This window comes from Pseudoalteromonas sp. H105 (assembly GCF_001469215.1).
Classification (GTDB): Bacteria; Pseudomonadota; Gammaproteobacteria; order Enterobacterales; family Alteromonadaceae; genus Pseudoalteromonas.
On the sequence record NZ_LOFH01000007.1, the window covers coordinates 226,001 to 247,357 of the forward strand.

The following is a 21,357-nucleotide window of genomic DNA, read 5'->3' on the forward strand; positions in this document are numbered from 1 at the left end:
GTTATTATGCTAACCTGAATTAGCACCACTTAGGTTGTTATGTCATAGAATATTACAAAATTTTACGATTTGTTTTTTCCATCTGAGGGTAAAAAGCTTTAAAATAGGGAAAGTAGTGAAAATGATAACGGAGAGCGACTTGTCGCAACCAATAGTAGAAGTCAAGGATGTAAGCTTTTCAAGGGGCGACAGAAGCATATACAAAAATATGAGCTTCAGCGTTCCTAAAGGTAAAATCACTGCCATTATGGGGCCTAGCGGCATTGGTAAAACGACCATGCTGCGTTTAATTGGTGGTCAATTAAAACCTGATAGCGGCACTATTTTATTTGAAGGTGATAATATCCCCGCGATGACGCGCAAGGAACTCTATGCAGCGCGTACAAAAATGAGCATGTTATTCCAAAGTGGCGCATTATTTACCGATATGTCAGTGTTTGACAATATTGCCTTTCCACTTAGAGAACATACTCGTCTTAGTGAAGATTTAATTCGTCTTGTTGTATTAATGAAACTGCAAGCCGTTGGATTACGGGGGGCGCAAGACTTAATGCCTTCGGAACTATCTGGCGGTATGGCTCGGCGTGCTGCATTAGCACGTTCAATAGCACTAGATCCCGAACTCATTATGTATGATGAACCATTTGCAGGGCAAGATCCTATTTCAATGGGGGTTCTGGTTAAATTAATTAAGTCACTCAATCAGGTGCTCGGATTATCTTCGCTAATTGTGACGCATGATGTAACGGAAGTAATGAGTATTGCTGATCACGTGATTATTATCGCTGATCAGGGCGTTATTGGTTGCGGTTCTCCCGAGCAAATGCGTAACCATGAATCGCCATTAGTTCAACAGTTCTTAAAAGGACTTTCTGATGGGCCTGTGCCATTTCACTTTCCAGCAGAACCTTATAATGATGAGTTACTCGGAGTGCTTAGCTAATGTTAGATATGTTACAAAAGCTAGGTCAGAAAACATTTGGCCGATTTGCTGCGCTAGGGCGCTCTACACAAATGTTAATTGGCGCGTTGTGGAACTTACCAAATTTTCGTAAGGGAACCCCACTGCTTGTGCGTCAGTTATATATGGTGGGTTCGCAATCTTTGCTGATCATTATGGTATCAGGCTTATTTATCGGTATGGTACTCGCGTTGCAAGGGTATACCGTATTGGTGGGCTATGGTGCAGAAGATAGCCTTGGGCCATTAGTTGCGCTAAGTTTACTCAGAGAGCTAGGTCCTGTAGTAACCGCTCTTCTATTTGCTGGTCGAGCAGGGAGTGCCCTGACCGCCGAAATTGGTTTAATGAAAGCAACTGAACAGCTTTCAAGCTTAGAAATGATGGCTATAGATCCACTAAAACGTATTATAGCACCTCGATTTTGGGCCGGTTTTATTAGTATGCCGATACTTGCTTTGATATTTTCAGCTGTCGCTATCATTGGTGCTCATCTTGTGGGGGTTGATTGGCTTGGGGTTGATACTGGTAGTTTTTGGTCAATCATGCAATCTCAAGTATCGTTCCAGCAAGATATTTTAAATGGCATGATTAAGAGTTTCGTATTTGCCATCGTTGTAACGTGGATTGCACTTTACAAAGGGTATGACTGTGTGCCGACATCGGAAGGCATCAGTAAAGCAACAACAGAGACCGTTGTGCACTCATCTCTGGCTGTTTTAGGGTTTGATTTTATTTTGACAGCGGTAATGTTTACCAGCTAATAAAGGTATAGATAATGAATTCACGGAAATTAGAAATTTTAGTTGGTTTTTTTGTTGCTTTAGGAATTGCAGCATTTGCTATGTTAGCGCTAAAAGTGGCTAACGCTGGCATTAGTGGTAATGGTGATACTTATTTATTGAAGGCTAAATTTGATAATATTGGGTCATTAAAAGCACGAGCGCCAATCAAGGTTGGGGGCGTAGTTGTTGGCCGTGTTGAAGCAATCTCTATCCATCCTCAAGAGTTTTTGCCAGTGGTTGATATGACTATTGATGCGCAATACCAGTGTCGTTTTTCTGATACTAGCTCAGTGTCTATTTTAACATCAGGTATCTTAGGTGAACAATATTTAGGGATTAACCCCGTCATTGCGCCTAAATCAGCTGAACAAGCGTGTTTAGGTCTTGAAGTAACAAGTAATGATGGCGATTTAGGGCTGGACGAGTTGTTTGGTGTCGAGAGTAAAGCATTAAATGATGGTGACTTTATTACGGATACCAAGTCTGCACTAGTGCTTGAAGAATTAATTGGGCAGTTCTTATTCAATCAAGGTGGCGAGTAATTATTATGTTTAAAAAACTTTTAGCTTTAGTCGCGTTTGTTTTTATCGCAACCAGTGCAAACGCAAATACAGAACAGGTCAATTTAAAAGACCCATATAAAATGGTGCGTCAAGTATCAGATAATACCTTTCAGCGTATTACGCGTGATCAGCCACTGATTGAAAAAGATAAAGAACATTTACGCGTAATTGTTACCGAAGAGTTAATGCCTTATATTGATTACAAATACGCTGCGCTGCGGGTGTTGGGTAGCCATGTTTCTAAAGTTCGGGCTATTAAAGACCCAGCAGAGCAAAAACAAGCCATCGAAGACATCCGAGTGTTTATTGATGTTTTTCAAGAGTACTTAATTGCTACGTATGCGGGTGTATTTACCCAATACACTAATCAGCAGGTGGAATTTGCTCCTAGCCGAGAGTTTGTCGGACAAGATGTTGTGCTGGTCAAAACTAAAATTGTTGACCCTGGTAAACCTGATATCAAAATTGACTTTAAAGTCCGTGAAGATAGGAGTGGTGAATGGCGTGCATACGATATGGTGGCAGAAGGTATAAGTTTACTTGATGCAAAGCAAAGTGAACTTCAAGGTATTCTTCGTCAGCAAGGTATTGAACATGTAAGCAACTTGCTTAAGCAAAAAAGCCAGTTACCTGTCCAGTTTAGAGGTGACGGTGGTAATGAGTAAAGTGAACGTTACTCAATTAACGGATCATGAATTTCGAATCAGTGGTGAACTGACTCGAAATTCAATTCCAGCTGAACGACTTCTTAATAAACACTCACAAAGTAACCATAAAACATGGTATTTTGACCTTTCTGAGGTATCTAGGGTTGACACAGCGGGCTTAGCTTGGTTAATTCACTCTTTCGCAGAATTAAAGCAACAAGGTATTCGCCTTGAATTGCAAAATATTCCTGAGCAGCTACAAAATTTAATGCAGCTGGGGCAGGTTACAACCTTATTTGAGTGAGAGTTATGCAAACTAGCGATGTCGAAACATTATTACGCGACGAATTACAATTAACAGAAGTACATGTTAAGGCCAATGGTAGCCATTATGAAGTGGTTGCTGTGGGTGATTGTTTTGATGGCTTAAGCCGTGTTAAAAAACAGCAGTTAGTGTATGGCCCACTAATGAATACTATTTCTGACGGTACAATTCACGCAGTGTCTATTCGTGCATTTACACCAACAGAGTGGAAGCGTGAACAAAAATTTATCTTACCGCAATAGTTAAGGCCTCCTAATGGATCAATTTGTAATTCAAGGTGGCACTGGCTTAGCTGGTGAAGTAACCATTTCTGGCGCAAAAAATGCCGCTTTACCTATTCTTTTTGCTGCGTTGTTGGCTGATGGAAAAAGTACCTTCAATAATGTTCCTCGTTTACGTGATATTGGCACAACAGAAGCGCTATTAAAGACGCTGGGTGCACAAGTTCAATGGCAAAATGAACAGTTAATTATTGACGGTGCAACGGTAAATAAAACACTTGCGCCTTATGAGCTTGTAAAGCAGATGCGTGCATCCGTTTTAGCGTTAGGGCCTCTTATTGCTCGTTTTGGTGAAGCCCAAGTCTCGCTTCCTGGTGGTTGTGCAATCGGTGCACGCCCTGTAGATATTCATATTCAAGGTCTTGAGCGCATGGGCGCAACCATTAAAGTTGAAAATGGCTATATTAACGCAAGTGTTGAAGGTCGTTTGAAAGGCGCTGAGATTTTCATGGAAATGGTCAGTGTTGGCGCAACAGAAAACCTGTTAATGGCAGCCACTTTGGCAGATGGTAAAACGGTGTTAGAAAACGCTGCACGTGAGCCAGAAATCGCTGATTTAGCCGCTTGTTTAACAGCGATGGGCGCGAAAATCTCAGGTGTGGGTACGAGTCGTATTGAAGTCGAAGGCGTAGAAAAACTGCATGGTTGTGAACACCGTATTTTACCTGATCGCATTGAAACGGGAACTTTTTTAGTGGCTGCAGCCATGGCTGGGGGAGAGGTGTTATGTAAATCTACAGATTTTCACAGCCTTGAGCCAGTAATTGAAAAGCTTCGCGCAGCTAATGCGCTCGTTGATGTTACGGGTAACAGCATTTATTTGGATATGCGTAACCGTGAATTAAAAGCGGTGAATATCAAAACCATGCCACATCCGGGTTTTCCCACTGATATGCAGGCGCAATTCACAGCACTTAATGTTGTGGCTAATGGCAGTGCAACCATCACTGAAACGATTTTTGAAAACCGTTTTATGCATGTCCCTGAATTACAACGTATGGGTGCTAATATTCGTTTAGAAGGAAACACTGCAATTTGTGGTGAGACTGAAAGCTTAAGTGGTGCGCAAGTGATGGCAACAGATTTGCGTGCTTCTGCGAGCTTGATTTTAACGGGAATCGTCGCTAAAGGTGAAACCATTGTCGATCGTATCTATCATGTTGACCGTGGTTACCAACGTATAGAAGATAAACTCAGTGCTTTAGGTGCCAATATCAAGCGGAAAAACGCGTAAATCGGCAAAACCAAGGGCCTAGCCATAGGCCCTTGGTTTATAATTCAGTTTCAAGTTCGGCCACTTTGACCATCACTTTTAAAATCTCCCCACTTCGATAAAGCTGAAATTCAATCTCGTTACCAGGCTCTGAGTTACCTATTAACGTGAGTGTATGTTGTGGGTTACTAACATCTTTACCTGCAATCTTAACGATTATATCCTGCTCTTTTATACCAGCCTGCCATGCAGGACCAAAAGGATCTAGGCTTGTTATACGAAGCCCGGCAACAGGCGTATAATTGTCGCTGACTTCTTTCCCAGTACTATCAACAGCAGTGCCAGTGAAGCCTAAATAACCTCTTACAACACGGCCATGGCGGATTAACTTATCCATCACTTCTTTTGCTAAAGAATAAGGCACAGCGAAGAAAATACCTTGAATATCCAAATTTTCACGTGTTTTAAACTGTGCCGATGTTATACCCACCAAATCACCTTTAGAATTGACTAACGCGCCGCCTGAGTTGCCTACATTAATAGCAGCATCCATTTGCAACAAGCTATTAAATGGGCTGTCAGTGATTTTTTGTTTTCCTGTTGCGCTGATAATACCCTGTGTAATTGTTTGCCCTAAATTGAGTGGATTTCCTATCGCAAGTACGACATCACCTACACGTGGGTTAAAGTTATTATTCACAGGAATAACAGGTAAGTGCTCAGCATTAATTTTTAATAACGCCAAATCAGTAATTGTGTCAAAGCCAATAAGTTGCACATCAAAAAAGCGGCGGCCATCAGTGAGGATCACCATTATTTGATCTGCGTTATTGATCACATGATAGTTAGTTAGTATGTAACCATCACTCGACATGATGACTCCCGAGCCAAGTTCTTGCACTGTATTTTGTCGCTTATATCGGGGCTGGGTTGAGATGCTTTCAGAAAAAATGGTGACAACGGAGGGGCCTGCGCGCTCTACTGCATCAGAAAAGCTCAAATGTTGACTTGTTATGGCACTGGGAAGAGCAACATTCGGTAAAAGGCTTGCTCGCATAGTCGGACTAAAAAATACCACCAAGAAAGCGATACCGAGACCGGCAAATAAAGGAGGAAGTACAAATTTAAAAAATTTCAGCACGGTATTCTTATTATTAGGAGGCAATCCCTTTATTTTGGCACAAAAAAAATAACAGCGGCAAGTGCCGCTGTCATTAATTCAGTTATTTAATCGATATTTATATTATTGAATCAGTACAAACACAGATTCGCGCCCTCTTTGTACGCCAAGAACAATATTACCTCTCGTATTTTCGATAATTTTGTTCATATCTCTAATATTTTCTACGCGTTGACGGTTAACCTGCATAATAATGTCACCTTCTTCTAAGCCGACACGTGCGGCTGGTGAACGAGGGTCAATGGATGTGAGCTCTACGCCTTTCATACCATTTTTCTGCGTGGTTTCTAACGTTGCGCCTTTGAAGGCAGGGTGTAATTCATCACCCGCCGCGCTTTGACCTGAAGCTCCATCAAGGGTTACATTCACTGTTTTTACTTTACCGTCACGGTAAATACCCAATTTTACTTTTTTACCTTCGCCGAGTGTTGCAATCTTACTGCGCAGTTCATGGAATCCGCTGATGTTAGTGCCATCGACGCTAGTAATTACATCACCCGCTTTAATGCCTGCTTTATTTGCTGCAGAGTCGTCCATTACTTGCATAACATAGGCGCCTTGCTTTACATCTAGCTTTTGCGCTTTAGCGAGGCCAGCGTCAAGCGCACGACCTGAAATACCTAAAGAGCCTCTACGTGTCTCACCATGTTCGACAAGTTGATCGACTAGGTTTTTCATCATATTAGATGGAATTGCAAAGCCAATACCTACATTGCCTCCTGATGCACCTAAAATAGCGGTGTTTATACCAATTAGTTCGCCATTTAAGTTCACTAATGCCCCACCTGAATTTCCTTGGTTTATTGCAGCATCAGTTTGAATGAAATCTTCATAACCTTCAATATTCAAGCCACTGCGGCCGAGAGCACTAACAATGCCTGATGTCACAGTGTGGCTTAAGCCGAATGGGTTTCCTATGGCTACGGCGAAATCGCCAACACGCAGTTGATCTGAATTGGCTAGTTGGATTTCGACTAAGTCATCGGCATCAATTTGTAATAATGCAATGTCGGATTCTTTATCACTACCGATACGCTTAGCCTCATATTCACGGCCATCTTCAAGTGTAACAAGCATTTTTTCGGCATCTTGTACCACATGATTATTGGTGACAACATAACCTTCTTCAGCGTCAATGATAACGCCAGACCCTAACCCGCTAAATTCACGTTTTTGGCTGCGCGGTTGAGGGTTACCGAAAAAGAAGTCAAGGGGGTCTGCGCGTCTGCGTACTTCTTTTGAGCCTGATACTTGTATACTGACAACCCCTGGGGTGATTTGTTCTAGCATTGGCGCTAAGGTTGGTAGTTGTTGACCATTTACTGCAACTGGCATTTTTGCCATTGAAACTGCAGGGGTTAATAATATGCTCGCAGATAATACGGCTGCGCTGATTAACGATAATTTCATTTTCATAGTCAAGGTTTACTCCACATCACAGAAAAAGTAAAAACTAAAAAGGCTGCATATAGCAGCCTCATAAAGGTATAGATATTATATAAAGCTGTTATATCTAAAGACTATGGGGTCAAAAAAAAGTTCCTCAAGATGCTTTTGATTGTTCCGAAATTTTGTCTTCACCTACAAATAAACCTGACTCACCGGATACATAATCTGCAGGTTGAGCATGAGCCGATGAGCGGTCACTTTGACGTTCTTTTAAAGAACGTTGTAGTTGCTCGGTGGTTTCTTTTGAGAAAAAAGGTTCAGCAGGGTGCTGCTTTTTATCGTTGAGTAATAACTTATTGGTTTCATCGACGTGGTTTAGCAGTTGATCATAATTGTCTTTCATACGATTAACTAACTTACCTGTGCTTGCTAAATGATCTGCAACGTCTTGGCGGTATTGCTCCAAAGCATGCTTAGCTTGTTCAGCTTGTTGTTCAAGTTCGTCTTGCTTAAATTGTTTTTTGGTAACAAATGCACCAAGAAAGAAAGCCGCTACAGCAACGATTACGATAATACCCACCCAAGTAATTGTACCCATAAAATTCACCCCTTTGGGAAATGCAAAAATAACTGACAATAGTCCGCACGATTAATAATTCGATACGTCCTTTGATAACCTGAGGTCAGGTTAAATAAATCTTACTGCGACTAATATACCCCGAGTTACGATGCGTGTTAATATATTGCGTAAATTAAACCGTATTTTATTGTAACTACCTATGACTCCTTGGCAAAAGTACCAACAAGATTTACAGCGCGATGACTTTGTTTACGATGCTGCACAAGAAAATGCAGTGCGTCATCTACAGCGGTTATACGATGATTTAACAGCTGCAAATCCAGCTGAAAAAAGCTGGTTTGCAAAGCTCTTTAATAAAGATAGCACGCCGCCAATAAAAGGGTTGTATTTTTGGGGAGGCGTAGGGCGCGGAAAAACCTACTTAGTTGATACCTTTTATGAGGCCCTGCCTGGAACGCGAAAAATGCGCGTGCACTTTCACCGGTTTATGCATCGTGTTCATGATGAGTTAAAAAAATTACATAATAAATCCAATCCACTTGAAGTCGTTGCAGATATATTCAAGTCCGAGACTGATATTATCTGTTTTGATGAGTTTTTTGTGCAAGACATCACCGACGCTATGTTGTTGGGGGGGCTAATGGAAGCACTCTTTGAACGTGGCATTGTTTTAGTGGCTACGTCTAATATTGTACCAGATGAGCTTTATCGCAATGGACTTCAGCGTGCACGCTTTTTACCTGCAATTGCGTTAGTGAATCAAAATACCGAGATCGTTAATGTTGACTCGGGGGTAGATTATCGCCTTCGGACACTCGAACAGGCTGAAATTTTTCATAGTCCACTAGATGCAAAGGCTGATAATAATTTGTTTGAATATTTTGATAAGTTATCCCCTGAGCCCGGTGTATTGGATACAGCGATAGAAATTGAAGGGCGAATGATTAAAACTCGTAAAGTATCAGATTGTATTGTTATGTTTGATTTCCCTGAGTTATGTGAAACGGCCCGTAGCCAAGTAGATTATATGGAAATAAGCCGCTTGTATAACACGGTTATTTTATCAAATGTAAAACAGCTTGGACAAAGTAACGATGACGCCGCGCGCCGCTTTATCGCATTAGTCGATGAGTTTTATGAACGTAATGTCACATTAATCATCTCAGCAGAAAAACCGATCACTGAACTTTACACTCAAGGGAATCTAAACTTTGAGTTCAAGCGTTGTATTAGTCGGTTACAAGAAATGCAGTCACTGGAGTATCTTGCAAGAGAGCATTTAGCTTAATCAACCTGAACTTTGGTTAATTAGATAGAGCACTTAAATTTCTTGTGGAAAAAACAAGCGCTAGGTAGCAATGTGGTTTAAGTGCTGGTATACTCCCGCGTCTGCCACGTTGCGTTCTATTGCCTTCATTAGCTTAGCCTCTTTTGAATGGCGCAAAAGTCTTAAACTCGAAGGGGTTGGAGCAAACATTTAGAGCGGTAATTAATAATAATTACCTGTGGTTTTAATTGAAAAACATTGGATTTTTATAAATGAAAACGTTTGTTGCTAAGCCAGAAACAGTAAAACGTGACTGGTACGTAGTTGACGCTGAAGGTAAAACTTTAGGTCGCATCGCTACTGAAATCGCTCATCGCCTACGCGGTAAGCACAAAGCTGAATATACTCCACACGTAGATACTGGTGATTACATCATCGTTATCAACGCGGAGAAAGTTACTGTAACTGGTAACAAATTCAAAGATAAAGTTTACTACGCTCACTCTGGTTTCCCAGGTGGTCTTAAGTCTACTACTTTTGATAAACTTCAAGCTGCAAAGCCTGAAATGATCATCGAAAAAGCTGTTAAAGGCATGTTGCCACGTGGTCCTTTAGGCCGCGCTATGTACCGTAAACTGAAAGTTTACGCGGGTACTGAGCACAACCATGCTGCACAACAGCCTCAGGTTCTAGACATTTAAGGAGCACTATCATGGCAAATCAATACTACGGTACAGGTCGTCGTAAAAGTTCAAGTGCTCGCGTATTCTTACGCCCAGGCACTGGTAACATCGTAATCAACAAGCGCTCTTTAGAAGAGTACTTTGGTCGCGAAACAGCACGCATGGTTGTTCGTCAAGCTCTTGAGCTTGTAGATATGACTGAAAAGTTTGACTTACACATCACTGTTGCAGGTGGTGGTACTACTGGTCAAGCTGGCGCAATCCGTCACGGTATCACTCGTGCACTTATGGAGTTTGACGAGTCACTACGTCCACAACTTCGTAAAGCCGGTTTCGTTACTCGTGATGCGCGTAAAGTTGAGCGTAAGAAAGTGGGTCTTAAGAAAGCACGTAAGCGTCCACAGTTCTCAAAACGTTAATATTACGTTTTACAGAATTCCAAAAACCCAGCTTCGGCTGGGTTTTTTGTTTTCTGGATAAAATATTAGTGCCGAAATTTTAAAATGAAAACGTATATTGAAAATATAAAAACTCAACTCGGAAACACTCGGTTTCGTTCAAGCTTTCAGAGTATTAAAGCGTTCATCAATGAGTCGCTCATACCCACCATAAAAACTTAAACCCTCTTAATAACAGCTCATTAATTAATCTTGTTGTCCATTTGATGCGTATAACTTTAAAAAAAGTTCAATAATTATCGTAATAAGTGTAAATCCATCAGTTAATTGATGGATTTTTTTGCTACAATTGTCTGGCAAGTAATGTGAGTGAGTTCAACAGCACCGTGTGCAGTTTATCTGCTTCCTCTTAGTGAGGTTGATCTTGGTCAGTATATTGTTTTTGTAAAAGTTATATCATAGAGACGGCTCTATGCTCGAGCTAACTTAATCAGCTTTTTGATAAAGTCAGGATTATTCGAGCATGAGGCTGTTAATAACCTTGTTTTAATAATGGGTTTTAATTATGATCGCTTCTATTTTAAAATTTCGAAAAATTAACCTGCTGTAACTGATGTTCTCAATATAGCAAGTGTTGGGAATCATAGTGGAGATAAGTGGATGAGCAATGCGCCTGTAGACAATGGCCGACGTCGCTTTTTAACCATAGCTACCTCTGTTGTTGGTGGTGTTGGTGCGGCTGGGGCTGCTGTTCCTTTTATTGCGTCTTGGAATCCAAGTGAGCGAGCTAAATCTGCGGGTGCGCCTGTAGAAGTAGATATCAGCAAACTTGAGCCAGGACAATTAATACGTGTCGAGTGGCGTGGTAAACCTGTATGGGTTGTATCACGGACCCCAAAAATGCTTGAGCAGATGAAAGCTCACGAAGGCCAACTTCGTGATCCGCAATCGCAAGAGCCACAACAATTAGAATCATCAACGAATGATTTCCGTTCAATACGCCCAGAGATTTTTGTCGCTGTGGGTATTTGTACGCATTTAGGGTGTTCACCAAGCTTCCTTCAAGGTGGTTTTGGTGAGAAAGTGGAAGGGACTGAAGACGGTTTTTACTGTCCATGTCATGGTTCTAAATTTGATATGGCTGGCCGTGTATTCCAATCGGTACCAGCACCATTAAACCTAGAAATTCCACCCTATACTTTTCTTGATGAGACCACTATCTTAGTGGGCGAAGAACAAGGGGTGGCCTAATGTTTGGTAAAATTGTTGATTGGATAGACGACCGTATCCCAATGACACGTGTTTGGAACATGCATATTGCACAGTACCCAGCACCTAAAAACTTTAATTTCTGGTACTTCTTTGGCTCTCTAGCCATGCTGGTACTAGTAAACCAAATCCTAACTGGGATTTGGTTGACAATGAACTACGTGCCTTCAGCAGAAGGGGCGTTTGCTTCTATTGAATACATCATGCGTGATGTTGAGTATGGCTGGCTTTTACGCTATCTGCATTCAACCGGTGCATCAGCATTCTTTATTGTTGTATACCTTCATATGTTCCGTGGCATGATCTACGGTTCTTACCAAAAGCCGCGTGAATTACTGTGGTTGTTTGGTATGTTCATTTTCTTAGCTCTAATGGCTGAGGCGTTCATGGGGTATTTATTACCATGGGGCCAAATGTCGTTCTGGGGTGCGCAGGTAATCATTTCACTATTCGGTGCTATACCGGTTATTGGTGATGATTTAACACTGTGGATCCGTGGTGACTACGTAATTTCTGGTGCAACGCTTAACCGCTTCTTTGCATTGCATGTAATTGCATTGCCATTGGTAATTGTTATCTTAGTATTCTTACACATTGTTGCACTGCATGAAGTGGGTTCAAACAACCCAGACGGCATTGATAACAAACGTAAGAAGGGAACAGTGGCAGAAGAAGATAAGCCTAAATTTAAGTTCCATGAATACTATACAGATAAGAAAGACATTATTGATGCGATACCGTTCCACCCTTATTACACAGTGAAAGACATTGTGGGTGTAGTTGGTTTCCTAATCTTGTTCTGTTGGGTTGTATTCTTTATGCCAGCAATGGGTGGTTTCTTCTTAGAAGCGCCAAACTTTGAAGCAGCTAACCCGCTTAAAACACCAGAGCATATATTCCCTGTTTGGTACTTCACGCCATTCTATGCAATCTTGCGTGCAATCCCTGATAAGTTAATGGGTGTTGCTGCAATGGGTGCATCAATTGTTGTGCTAGCATTATTACCTTGGATTGACCGTGGTTCGGTTCGTTCAGTTCGTTACCGTTGTGGTTTCCACAAATGGAACATTGCAGGTTTTGTTGTTACTTTTGTTCTTTTAGGTTGGGTTGGTGCTACACCACAAACTGATTTTAAAACGATTGTTTCGCAAGTCTGTACTGTGACTTACTTTATGTTCTTCGTACTGTTATTTGTTTACAGTAAGAATGAAAAAACTAAGCCATTGCCTGAGAGGTTAACGAAATGATGAAAAAACTACTTATTGGTTTATTCGCTTTATCAGTAAACGTGTTACCTGCAATGGCGGCAGGTCCGTCAGTTCCTTTAATGGAAGCTGGTAACGACATTTCTGATCAACCATCTTTACAACGCGGCGCTAAGTTGTTCATGAACTACTGTCTTGGTTGCCACCAAATGCAGTATCAGCGTTATGAACGTACTTTCCGTGATATTGGTATTCCAACGGAAGTTGGCCAAGAGCAGCTTATTTTTGATGGTTCAAAAGTCGGTAGCCACATTACCAATTCGATGGCAAAAGATGATGCAGCAAAATGGTTTGGCGCAGCGCCACCTGATTTGACTAATGTTGCACGTGTTCGTGGAAGTGATTGGATATATACTTATTTGAAATCATTTTACAAAGACGAATCTCGTCCATTTGGCGTAAATAATACGCTATTTCCATCGGTAGGTATGCCGCACGTTCTGCAAGAATTGCAGGGTTTGCCAACACCTATTGTTGAAGAAGTTGAAGAAAACGGTCAGAAAGTGACTAAAGTCGTCGGCATTGAGACAGATGGTAGTGGCGAAATGAGTGTGGATGAATACGACCAAGCGGTTCGTGACTTAACTAACTTCCTTGAGTATGTGGGTGAACCTACACGTCTTGAGTCAGAAGCGTTAGGTATTAAGGTAATTGGATTCTTAATTATCCTCTTTATCTTGGCATTCATGCTGAAAAAAGAATACTGGAGAGATGTTCATTAATCTTGAACATATTTAAAGGTAATTTTGCAATAGGGGCTTAAGCCCCTATTGCTGTTTTAGTTATATAATGGAGGTAGGCATGGCCGTAGCTGCCAATAAGCGCCCGGTAATGACCCTTTTTTCTGGTGCTAACTGTATGTACAGTCATCAAGTACGCATTGTACTTGCAGAAAAAGGTGTAAGTGTAGATATTCATTTGGCTGAAAAGGATAATCTGCCAGAAGCACTTCACGAAATTAACCCTTACGGTACAGTGCCCACACTGATTGACCGTGAGCTTGGTTTATATCAGGCAAACATCATCATGGAATACCTTGATGAGCGTTTTCCTCACCCTCCACTAATGCCTGTTTACCCGGTAATGCGTGGTCGTAGCCGTTTAATGATGCACCGTATCGACACTGATTGGTATAGCCTAGCAGCAAAGATTTATGCTAACGGCGCAGAGTCTGTTCAAGCACGTAAAGAGCTTACAGAAGCACTTTTGGCTGTATCAGCAATTTTCACTGAAGCGCCATATTTTATGAGCGAGGAGTTCAGTTTAGTTGATTGTTACTTAGCACCATTATTATGGCGTTTACCAGAGCTTGGTATTGAGCTAAATGGTGCAGGCTCTAAAGAAATGAAAGAGTACATGATTCGTTTATTTGAACGTGAATCTTTCCAAGCTTCTTTGACAGAAGCTGAGCGCGAGATCCGTTTGTAATGACCTCTAATCGTCCTTATTTGCTTCGTGCATTTTTTGATTGGATTGTTGATAATCAGTGTACACCACATCTTGTTGTGAATGCTGATTTTCCTGCAGTGCAAATTCCAACGCAATTTGTTCAAGATGGTCAAATTGTATTGAATGTAAGCCCGTCAGCCGTTACACAGTTTTCAATGGATAACCAACAATTGAGTTTTAATGCTCGATTTGGTGGTCAACCAATGCAAGTATATGTACCAATAGGTGCTGTACTTGCAATATATGCACGTGAAAACGGTGAAGGAACAGTATTTACCGCAGAAGAGTTTTTAGAGGACGAAGACGATTTTGCACTACAGCCAGAGACGGTTGAATTAGTTGATGAACCAATCATTGATGAGCCTGTGTCATCTAAACCTGACAAGAAAAAAGGTTCCCATTTACGTGTTGTAAAATAAAACGTAAATAATATAAAAAGCCGCTTTTTAGCGGTTTTTTTGTGTCTGCAAACTTATAGATGGTTGAAGTAATGTGTACAACAGCCCTGCGATGAATTGCATTACACGCTAACTGATAAACTTTGTTACACATTAATGTCGATAGGCTGTGCTAAGCCATTTATTGTTTGATAGTTCAGGTTTAAGATGTTGGAAGCGAATAGAACAATGAAGTTATTGCTTCTAAATATTCAAATAATAGCTAATAAACGAGAATTCCATGAAAAAAGTAACGCTAACGGCAGCAAGTATTGCACTTGCGTTGGGCTTGGTAGGATGTGGTGAAAAACAACAATCAGAAACATCAGCATCTCAAGTGCAGGTTAAACATGAGCAGCAATTAGACTCAGGAATAGAACTAGCAAATATAGATAAATCAGTGCGAGCGCAAGATGACTTTTACTATCACGTGAACGGTGAATGGTTAAAGACGACAGAAATTCCCGGTGATAAATCTAATTATGGCTCTTTCACCCAGCTATATGACGACTCTCAAAAAGCAATGAAGGCCGTATTGGAAAATGCAGCAGCGAACAAAGCAGCTCAAGCTGGTACAGATGAATTCAAATTAGCCGCATTTTATAATAGCTATATGAATGAAGCCCAACGTGAAGCTTTGGGGATTCAACCGTTATCGCCAGTGTTAATGAATATTGATGATGTTAAAGTAAAAAGTGATTTAGTCACGTTAATGGCTCAGTTGCGAGTTCAAGGTGGTAGCGTACCGTTTGGTTGGTATGTTAACAATGACGCTAAAAATTCGAGTGAATATGCTCTTTATGCTTATCAGTCAGGTTTAGGTTTACCTGATCGTGATTATTATGTAAAAGATGACGAAAAATTTAGTAAAATACGAGAAGAGTATAAGGCATACATTACTGCTGTACTTGAACGAGCAAATGTAGACAATGCGCAAGAGGCCGCACACACTATTTTAGCGTTAGAAAAAATGATTGCACAGGCTCAATGGAGCAGGGTAGAAAGCCGTGATGCAACCAAATCATACAATAAGATGAGCATCGCTGATGCAAGCAAGTTAACGGGTTCGTTTGACTTAGAGGCGTATTTTACAGCCTCTGGAGTAGACTCCGCTGATATTATTATTGGCCAGCCTAGCTATTTTGAAAAGTTTGCCAATATTTATAACAGTACGGATTTAGACACATGGAAAAACTACCTAAAGTTTCATTTTGTTAGTAATCATGCAAGGTTCTTAAACAAAGACTTAGTTGACTTAAATTTTGACTTTTATAGCACCACCTTGAGAGGCGTAAAAGAACAAGCGCCATTATGGAAGAAAACGGTGGATGCCTCTAATAACGTTTTGGGTGAAATTCTTGGTAAGGTTTACGTTAAAGAAAACTTTCCACCTGAAGCCAAAGCACGAATGGAAGAGTTAGTCGATCACGTGATCCGCGGTTATAGCGTTGCTATTGAAAATCTTGAATGGATGAGCCCCGAAACAAAATTGGCAGCAAAAGAAAAGCTGGACAAGTTTACGCCTAAGATTGGTTACCCTGACAAATGGAAAGATTATTCTAAGTTAGAAATCAAAGCGAATGACTTAGTTGGCAATTATATTCGTTATAGTGAATGGTCGTATGCTGATATGACCGCGAAGCTCGGCCAGCCTGTTGATCGGTCTGAATGGCATATGACGCCACAAACGGTTAACGCATATTATAACCCTGTTAATAATGAAATCGTATTTCCAGCAGCGATATTACAACCACCGTTCTTTAATTTAGAGGCTGATGATGCAGTTAATTATGGAGCTATCGGTGCGGTTATTGGTCATGAATTGGGCCATGGTTTTGATGACCAAGGCGCAAAATATGATGGAGATGGTAATCTACGTAACTGGTGGAGCGACACAGACCTAAAACAGTTTGAAGAGCGAACAGCACAGCTTGTTGCACAATATAATGAATATAAACCATTTGAAGATGCCCCCGTGAATGGCGAGCTTACTTTAGGTGAGAATATTGGTGATTTAGGTGGATTAACTGTTGCTTATACCGCATACCAGTTATCTCTAGGTGAAACGAAAGCCCCCATCATTGATGGTTACACGGGGGATCAGCGTTTCTTTATGGGGTGGTCACAAATCTGGCGTCGTAAATATCGTGATGAAGAGTTACGCAACCGACTCATGACAGATTCTCACTCACCAAGCCATTACCGTGTAATCGGAATTTTGTCTAACATGCCAGAATTTTATCAAGCATTTGATGTCAAAGAAGGTGACGAAATGTACATAAAACCAGAAGAACGCGTAAAAATTTGGTAATAGTTTTGGAATAAATACTAAATTATTCATGCTTCAGTGTTAAGCAAAGTGCCTAAACGGTGGCTGATCAAGCCGCCGTTTTTATTGTGTCGCTGTTATTTCCTCTATGCGTTCAGCTAGACCTATCAATGAAAACTGATACAATTCCTCGTAATACACATTATAAGAGTTTGGCATGGACGGAAATACGCATTCGTTAAGCTTGGTTGTGCTTGCGGGCGGTCTAGGTAGTCGTTTTGGTGGCAATAAGCAAATAGCAGAAGTCACTGGGTTAGGTTGTACAATAATGGAGTTAAGTATCGCTGATGCATATTCAGTCGGGGTTACTCAAGTTGTACTTATTATTAACCAAGCTGTTAGAGCCGAAATTGAAAGCACAATTGTACCTCGATTACCGCAAGGGCTCGAAGTGATACTGGTTGAGCAGCGCATTGATTCAGTCCCACAGCGCTTTGTTGAATTAGCAAATCAACGAGTGAAACCTTGGGGGACAGGTCACGCATTATTATGTGCCAAACAGCACATTAAAAATCCTGCTATTGTGATCACAGCGGATGACTACTACGGTGCTTCGTCATTCAAAATACTCAGTAATCATTTTAAGTCTCAACAAAGTTGGGCCATGGTCGGATACCCTATCGAAGACACATTATCAGCACAAGGTGGTGTTAATAGAGGGATTTGCCAAGTTAAAAGTGGTTACTTACAAGAGGTGGAGGAGTACTTAAATATAACTAAAAGCGATACAGAGTTAACCGGCATTAGCGCATCAGGCGAACGTAAAAAAGTAGCTTTAGACGCCTTAAGCTCAATGAGTTTTTGGGGTATTACGCCGTCTTTATTTGAACATTTGGAGCGTGGCTTTAATGCGTTTTTAGAAATGGATGACAGCGATGTCAAAAGGGAGTATTATTTACCCGATCAAATACAGCAATCAATTATTAATAATAAACAAAAAGTGTGCGTTTATACGGCCCAAGAGTCGTGGTATGGCGTGACTTATAAGTCTGAGTTACAGGATGTTGCGGGGAAATTATATGAACTACGCCATGGATGAGGTAATCCCATCCCAGCCCTTTTCTGGGCACGAAAATAGTGAAATAGGTATGAAGTTAGACCCAGTTGCAGTGCAGTTGTCAGAAAGCTTTGGGCTTGGCGCTGAATGCGTAAGCATAAAACCAATCGGTAACGGCCATATTAATAGCACGATGCTATTAACAATGCCGGAAAAGTCCTTGGTAGTACAAAAGTTAAATACTGAAGTGTTTCCTGAGCCCGATATGTTAGTTAAGAATGCCCGACTTATTGAGCGCCATTTAACTAAAAAGCACCAATCAGGAGATTATGAGTTAGATATTATTAGGCATGTACCCACTCATTCAAGTGAATTCTTAGTTGATTGTGATGAAGGTGTCTGGCGTGCCCTCGAATTTATTGGCGGCAGTTATAGTGAAGACGTAGTATCTAATACTTCACAAGCAGAAGTTGCCGCCAATGCATTTGGACAGTTTGCAGCGGCATTAGAAGATTTTGATGCTGAACAACTTCATCATGTTATTCCTGACTTTCATAATTTGGCCATGCGAGGCAAAAACTTAAAAGCGGTGATTGAAAAAGATCCGGTTTCGCGTTTAGCAAGTTGTCAGTCTGAGGTTGATTTTTGCTTGTCTCAGTTTGGTTTGATTGATGAGTTAAAAGCCTTGGTGGGCAATGTGCCTGTTAGGCCTTGTCACAATGATACAAAAATTAATAACATGTTGTTTTGTAATAAATCACATACGGCTAAAGCGGTTATTGATTTAGATACCTGCATGCCTGGTTATTGGCTGTATGATTTTGGCGATATGGTACGTACTTTTTGTTCACCAGAAGAAGAAGATTCAACGAACTTAGATAATGTGCGTGTGCGTGAAGAGATTTTTGCGGCTGTGGTAAAAGGCTATCTCGAACCTCTAAAAGGGCTAATTACCGATGCAGAGAAGCAAAGCTTCTGGTTGGGTACAAAAGTGATGACCTTTATGATCGGTTTGCGCTTTTTAACTGACTACATCGATGGCGACAATTACTTTGCAACTAAACATGCAACACATAATCTCGAACGTGCTCAAAATCAGTTTGCACTTTACCGTGATATTCTTTCGAAAAAGCAAACGCTCAAAGCAATAATAAGCGACGTATAATAAATAAGCCTAGTGTGTCGTGCGCTAGGCTTCACTTCTCTTACCTCATCTCATATTTTTGTTAACTACCTTGGTCGACTTTACCTCTACACCTATTTTAGGTAAGTTAAAGTGAGGTTAATCAAGGAAAAAAATAATGAAACAGTTTAATCGCCGCGACTTTTTGAAGGCCGCCAGTGCAGCTGCCGCAGCCAGCGTTGTAGCCGGCTGCGCAACATCTAATACTCCTATCATTCCTTCGCAACAAGGGCAGTCAGTCATCGGTTTAATTACCCCCAAAATGGATGTTGTGCGGGTTGGGTTTATTGGTGTTGGCCAGCGTGGATTTGGCCACGTCAAAAGAATGAGTCACATCGATGGCACTCAAATCGTTGCGATATGTGATACTCATGAAGAAGTACTTGAGCGTTCATCAAATTACCTAACAGAAAGAGGTTTAGCAAAGCCAGCATTGTATTCAGGCGCAGATAAATCATACCAAACAATGCTTGAGCGTGATGATATCGATATTGTCATCATTTCCACGCCTTGGGTGTGGCATGCACCTATGGCGATCGACACCATGAATAGCGGTAAACATGCATTTGTTGAAGTGCCTTTAGCGTTAACTGTAGAGGAAATGTGGCAAATTGTTGATACGGCAGAGCGTACGCAAAAGAACTGCATGATGATGGAAAACGTTAACTACGGGCGTGATGAGTTAATGGTGCTTAATATGGTTCGCCAAGGACTATTTGGTGAGCTACTGCATGGTGAAGCCGCTTATATTCATGAGCTTCGTTGGCAAATGAAAGAGGTAGCGCATAAAACAGGTTCATGGCGTACACAATGGCATGCAGAGCGTGATGGAAACTTATATCCAACTCATGGCTTAGGCCCCGTTTCTCAGTACATGAATATCAACAGAGGCGATCGCTTTGACTTTTTAACCTCTATGAGTTCACCTGCGCTTGGCCGAAAAGCATATGCAGAGCAAGAGTTCCCATCAGATCACCAGCGAAATCAGCTTAATTATATTGCCGGAGATATGAACACGACACTTATCAAAACAGTGAAGGGTCGAAGCATTATGGTACAGCACGATACAACGACACCAAGGCCTTACTCTCGTCATAATTTGATTCAAGGGACAAATGGTGTGTTTGCTGGCTTTCCAAATAGAATCGCACTTGAAAAGGGAAGTGAAAAGAGCTTTCATGAGTGGGATCATGACATGGCTCCATGGTATAAAAAATACGATCATCCATTGTGGGTTAAGATGGGCGAAGAAGCGCAACGAAATGGCGGGCATGGTGGTATGGACTTCCTGATGTTTTGGCGCATGATCTATTGCTTACGAAATGGTGAAGCACTCGATCAAGATGTTTACGATGGCGCTGCATGGTCAGTTATTTCGCCACTATCAGCTCAGTCAGTGAGTAATCGAAGTTCATCAGTGGATATTCCTGATTTTACGCGAGGTGCATGGAAAACAGCTCAACCTTTGGGAATTGTAAGTTAAGTGCACTCAAATTCATGATAACAGAGAGGGAACCCCCAGTTGAAAGTGAATTTTGTTTTCTATGATGGCATTAATAGTAATGCCTTGGCTGGTACATTACACTTAATTTCAAACATTAAAAAATCTTCACACATGATGAAACAGTAAAGGAAAGAATATGATTACTCAAGGTAAGTTATTACCATCAGTTAGCCTAACAAAATTAACAGAAGATGGGCTGCAAACCCTTACCAGTGATGAGCTTTTTTTAGGCAAAAAAGTCGTTGTATTTGCAGTACCTGGTGCGTTTACTCCAACGTGCTCAAATGCACATCTGCCTGAGTTTATTGCGCTTGCAGATAAAATTAAAGCCAAAGGCATTGATGCTATTTATTGTGTATCAGTAAACGATGCTTTTGTTATGAAGGCATGGGGTGAGCAGCATAATGCGCAAGAAATTGACATGCTGGCAGACGGTGATGCAAGTTTCACTAAAGCTTTAGGTTTAGACAAAGACACTGCTGGGTTTGGTGGTGTGCGCTCAACGCGTTATGCAATGGTTGTAGAAAATCAAACCGTGACTGGTTTGTATGTTGAGCAAGATAAAGATTTTGCAGTGAGCCGTGCTGAGGCTGTGTTAGCTACACTTTAGCAAAAAAGCCGAGCAAAGCTCGGCTAAAAATTACCAGGGGAACTG

23 protein-coding genes are annotated in these 21,357 nt (G+C 41.2%); 20 read left to right on the top strand and 3 right to left on the bottom strand.

The features are described from left to right. Positions 1-139 precede the first annotated feature (139 nt). The 7 genes from ATS75_RS13545 to murA are packed head-to-tail and all read left to right on the top strand — an operon-like array spanning position 140 to position 4,793. Positions 140-943 carry an ATP-binding cassette domain-containing protein gene (locus ATS75_RS13545; RefSeq protein WP_201020967.1) on the top strand — a complete coding sequence of 268 codons (804 nt, stop codon included), beginning with the start codon at positions 140-142 and terminating at the stop codon, positions 941-943. Continuing rightward, entirely contained in the window at positions 943-1,722 is a 780-nt protein-coding gene (mlaE, locus tag ATS75_RS13550; protein WP_058560953.1) for a lipid asymmetry maintenance ABC transporter permease subunit MlaE, read from the top strand. The genes ATS75_RS13545 and mlaE overlap by 1 nt, the downstream gene beginning before the upstream one ends. A 14-nt stretch (positions 1,723-1,736) precedes the next feature. Then, positions 1,737-2,285: an outer membrane lipid asymmetry maintenance protein MlaD gene (gene mlaD / locus ATS75_RS13555; RefSeq protein WP_058560954.1), complete on the top strand. Its 549-nt coding sequence runs from the start codon at positions 1,737-1,739 to the stop codon at positions 2,283-2,285. A 5-nt stretch (positions 2,286-2,290) separates the two neighbouring features. Then, the gene (locus ATS75_RS13560; protein WP_058560955.1) at positions 2,291-2,971 is read left to right on the top strand and encodes a phospholipid-binding protein MlaC; all 681 of its coding nucleotides are present in this window, start codon (positions 2,291-2,293) and stop codon (positions 2,969-2,971) included. Next, positions 2,964-3,257: a lipid asymmetry maintenance protein MlaB gene (locus ATS75_RS13565; protein ID WP_058560956.1), complete on the top strand. Its 294-nt coding sequence runs from the start codon at positions 2,964-2,966 to the stop codon at positions 3,255-3,257. Before ATS75_RS13560 ends, ATS75_RS13565 begins: the two co-directional genes overlap by 8 nt. 5 nt (positions 3,258-3,262) lie before the next feature. Further along, positions 3,263-3,520: a BolA family protein gene (locus tag ATS75_RS13570; protein ID WP_058560957.1), complete on the top strand. Its 258-nt coding sequence runs from the start codon at positions 3,263-3,265 to the stop codon at positions 3,518-3,520. A 13-nt stretch (positions 3,521-3,533) separates the two neighbouring features. Continuing rightward, on the top strand, positions 3,534-4,793 hold the full coding sequence (murA, locus tag ATS75_RS13575; RefSeq protein ID WP_058560958.1) for a UDP-N-acetylglucosamine 1-carboxyvinyltransferase: 1,260 nt from the start codon (positions 3,534-3,536) through the stop codon (positions 4,791-4,793). 37 nt (positions 4,794-4,830) lie between these two features. Here murA and ATS75_RS13580 read toward each other — a convergent pair whose 3' ends face one another. The 3 genes from ATS75_RS13580 to ATS75_RS13590 all read right to left on the bottom strand — a co-directional run bounded on the left by ATS75_RS13580 (position 4,831) and on the right by ATS75_RS13590 (position 7,939). Continuing rightward, complete coding sequence (locus ATS75_RS13580; protein WP_058560959.1) at positions 4,831-5,913, bottom strand: trypsin-like peptidase domain-containing protein; 1,083 nt, start codon at positions 5,911-5,913, stop codon at positions 4,831-4,833. Between the two features lie 102 nt (positions 5,914-6,015). Further along, positions 6,016-7,368, bottom strand: coding sequence for a Do family serine endopeptidase (locus tag ATS75_RS13585; protein ID WP_058560960.1), 1,353 nt, complete (start codon positions 7,366-7,368; stop codon positions 6,016-6,018). Between the two features lie 127 nt (positions 7,369-7,495). Further along, entirely contained in the window at positions 7,496-7,939 is a 444-nt protein-coding gene (locus ATS75_RS13590) for a YhcB family protein (RefSeq protein ID WP_058560961.1), read from the bottom strand. 181 nt (positions 7,940-8,120) lie between these two features. Here ATS75_RS13590 and zapE point away from each other — a divergent pair, with 181 nt between their 5' ends. The 13 genes from zapE (at position 8,121) to ATS75_RS13655 (ending at position 21,312) form a co-directional block, all read left to right on the top strand. Beyond that, positions 8,121-9,209 carry a cell division protein ZapE gene (gene zapE, locus ATS75_RS13595; protein WP_058560962.1) on the top strand — a complete coding sequence of 363 codons (1,089 nt, stop codon included), beginning with the start codon at positions 8,121-8,123 and terminating at the stop codon, positions 9,207-9,209. 251 nt (positions 9,210-9,460) lie between these two features. Continuing rightward, positions 9,461-9,889 (top strand): 50S ribosomal protein L13, encoded by a 429-nt coding sequence (gene rplM / locus ATS75_RS13600; RefSeq protein WP_002957960.1) that lies wholly within the window; start codon positions 9,461-9,463, stop codon positions 9,887-9,889. A gap of 8 nt (positions 9,890-9,897) precedes the next feature. Next, the gene (gene rpsI / locus ATS75_RS13605; protein ID WP_024600778.1) at positions 9,898-10,290 is read left to right on the top strand and encodes a 30S ribosomal protein S9; all 393 of its coding nucleotides are present in this window, start codon (positions 9,898-9,900) and stop codon (positions 10,288-10,290) included. A 639-nt stretch (positions 10,291-10,929) separates the two neighbouring features. Further along, the gene (gene petA, locus ATS75_RS13610; RefSeq protein ID WP_058560963.1) at positions 10,930-11,520 is read left to right on the top strand and encodes a ubiquinol-cytochrome c reductase iron-sulfur subunit; all 591 of its coding nucleotides are present in this window, start codon (positions 10,930-10,932) and stop codon (positions 11,518-11,520) included. After that, positions 11,520-12,785, top strand: coding sequence for a cytochrome b (locus ATS75_RS13615; protein ID WP_058560964.1), 1,266 nt, complete (start codon positions 11,520-11,522; stop codon positions 12,783-12,785). The genes petA and ATS75_RS13615 overlap by 1 nt, the downstream gene beginning before the upstream one ends. Then, entirely contained in the window at positions 12,782-13,525 is a 744-nt protein-coding gene (locus ATS75_RS13620) for a cytochrome c1 (RefSeq protein ID WP_058560965.1), read from the top strand. Before ATS75_RS13615 ends, ATS75_RS13620 begins: the two co-directional genes overlap by 4 nt. Before the next feature lie 79 nt (positions 13,526-13,604). Then, complete coding sequence (sspA, locus tag ATS75_RS13625; RefSeq protein ID WP_058560966.1) at positions 13,605-14,231, top strand: stringent starvation protein SspA; 627 nt, start codon at positions 13,605-13,607, stop codon at positions 14,229-14,231. Next, positions 14,231-14,671, top strand: coding sequence for a ClpXP protease specificity-enhancing factor (locus ATS75_RS13630; protein ID WP_058560967.1), 441 nt, complete (start codon positions 14,231-14,233; stop codon positions 14,669-14,671). Before sspA ends, ATS75_RS13630 begins: the two co-directional genes overlap by 1 nt. A gap of 259 nt (positions 14,672-14,930) precedes the next feature. Next, positions 14,931-17,000: a M13 family metallopeptidase gene (locus ATS75_RS13635; RefSeq protein ID WP_058560968.1), complete on the top strand. Its 2,070-nt coding sequence runs from the start codon at positions 14,931-14,933 to the stop codon at positions 16,998-17,000. Between the two features lie 175 nt (positions 17,001-17,175). Further along, on the top strand, positions 17,176-18,057 hold the full coding sequence (locus ATS75_RS13640) for an NTP transferase domain-containing protein (RefSeq protein ID WP_058560969.1): 882 nt from the start codon (positions 17,176-17,178) through the stop codon (positions 18,055-18,057). A 49-nt stretch (positions 18,058-18,106) separates the two neighbouring features. Continuing rightward, positions 18,107-19,180 (top strand): phosphotransferase enzyme family protein, encoded by a 1,074-nt coding sequence (locus ATS75_RS13645; protein ID WP_058560989.1) that lies wholly within the window; start codon positions 18,107-18,109, stop codon positions 19,178-19,180. 136 nt (positions 19,181-19,316) lie between these two features. Beyond that, complete coding sequence (locus ATS75_RS13650) at positions 19,317-20,681, top strand: Gfo/Idh/MocA family protein (RefSeq protein WP_058560970.1); 1,365 nt, start codon at positions 19,317-19,319, stop codon at positions 20,679-20,681. Between the two features lie 157 nt (positions 20,682-20,838). Further along, entirely contained in the window at positions 20,839-21,312 is a 474-nt protein-coding gene (locus ATS75_RS13655) for a peroxiredoxin (protein WP_058560971.1), read from the top strand. The last annotated feature ends 45 nt before the right edge of the window (positions 21,313-21,357 follow it).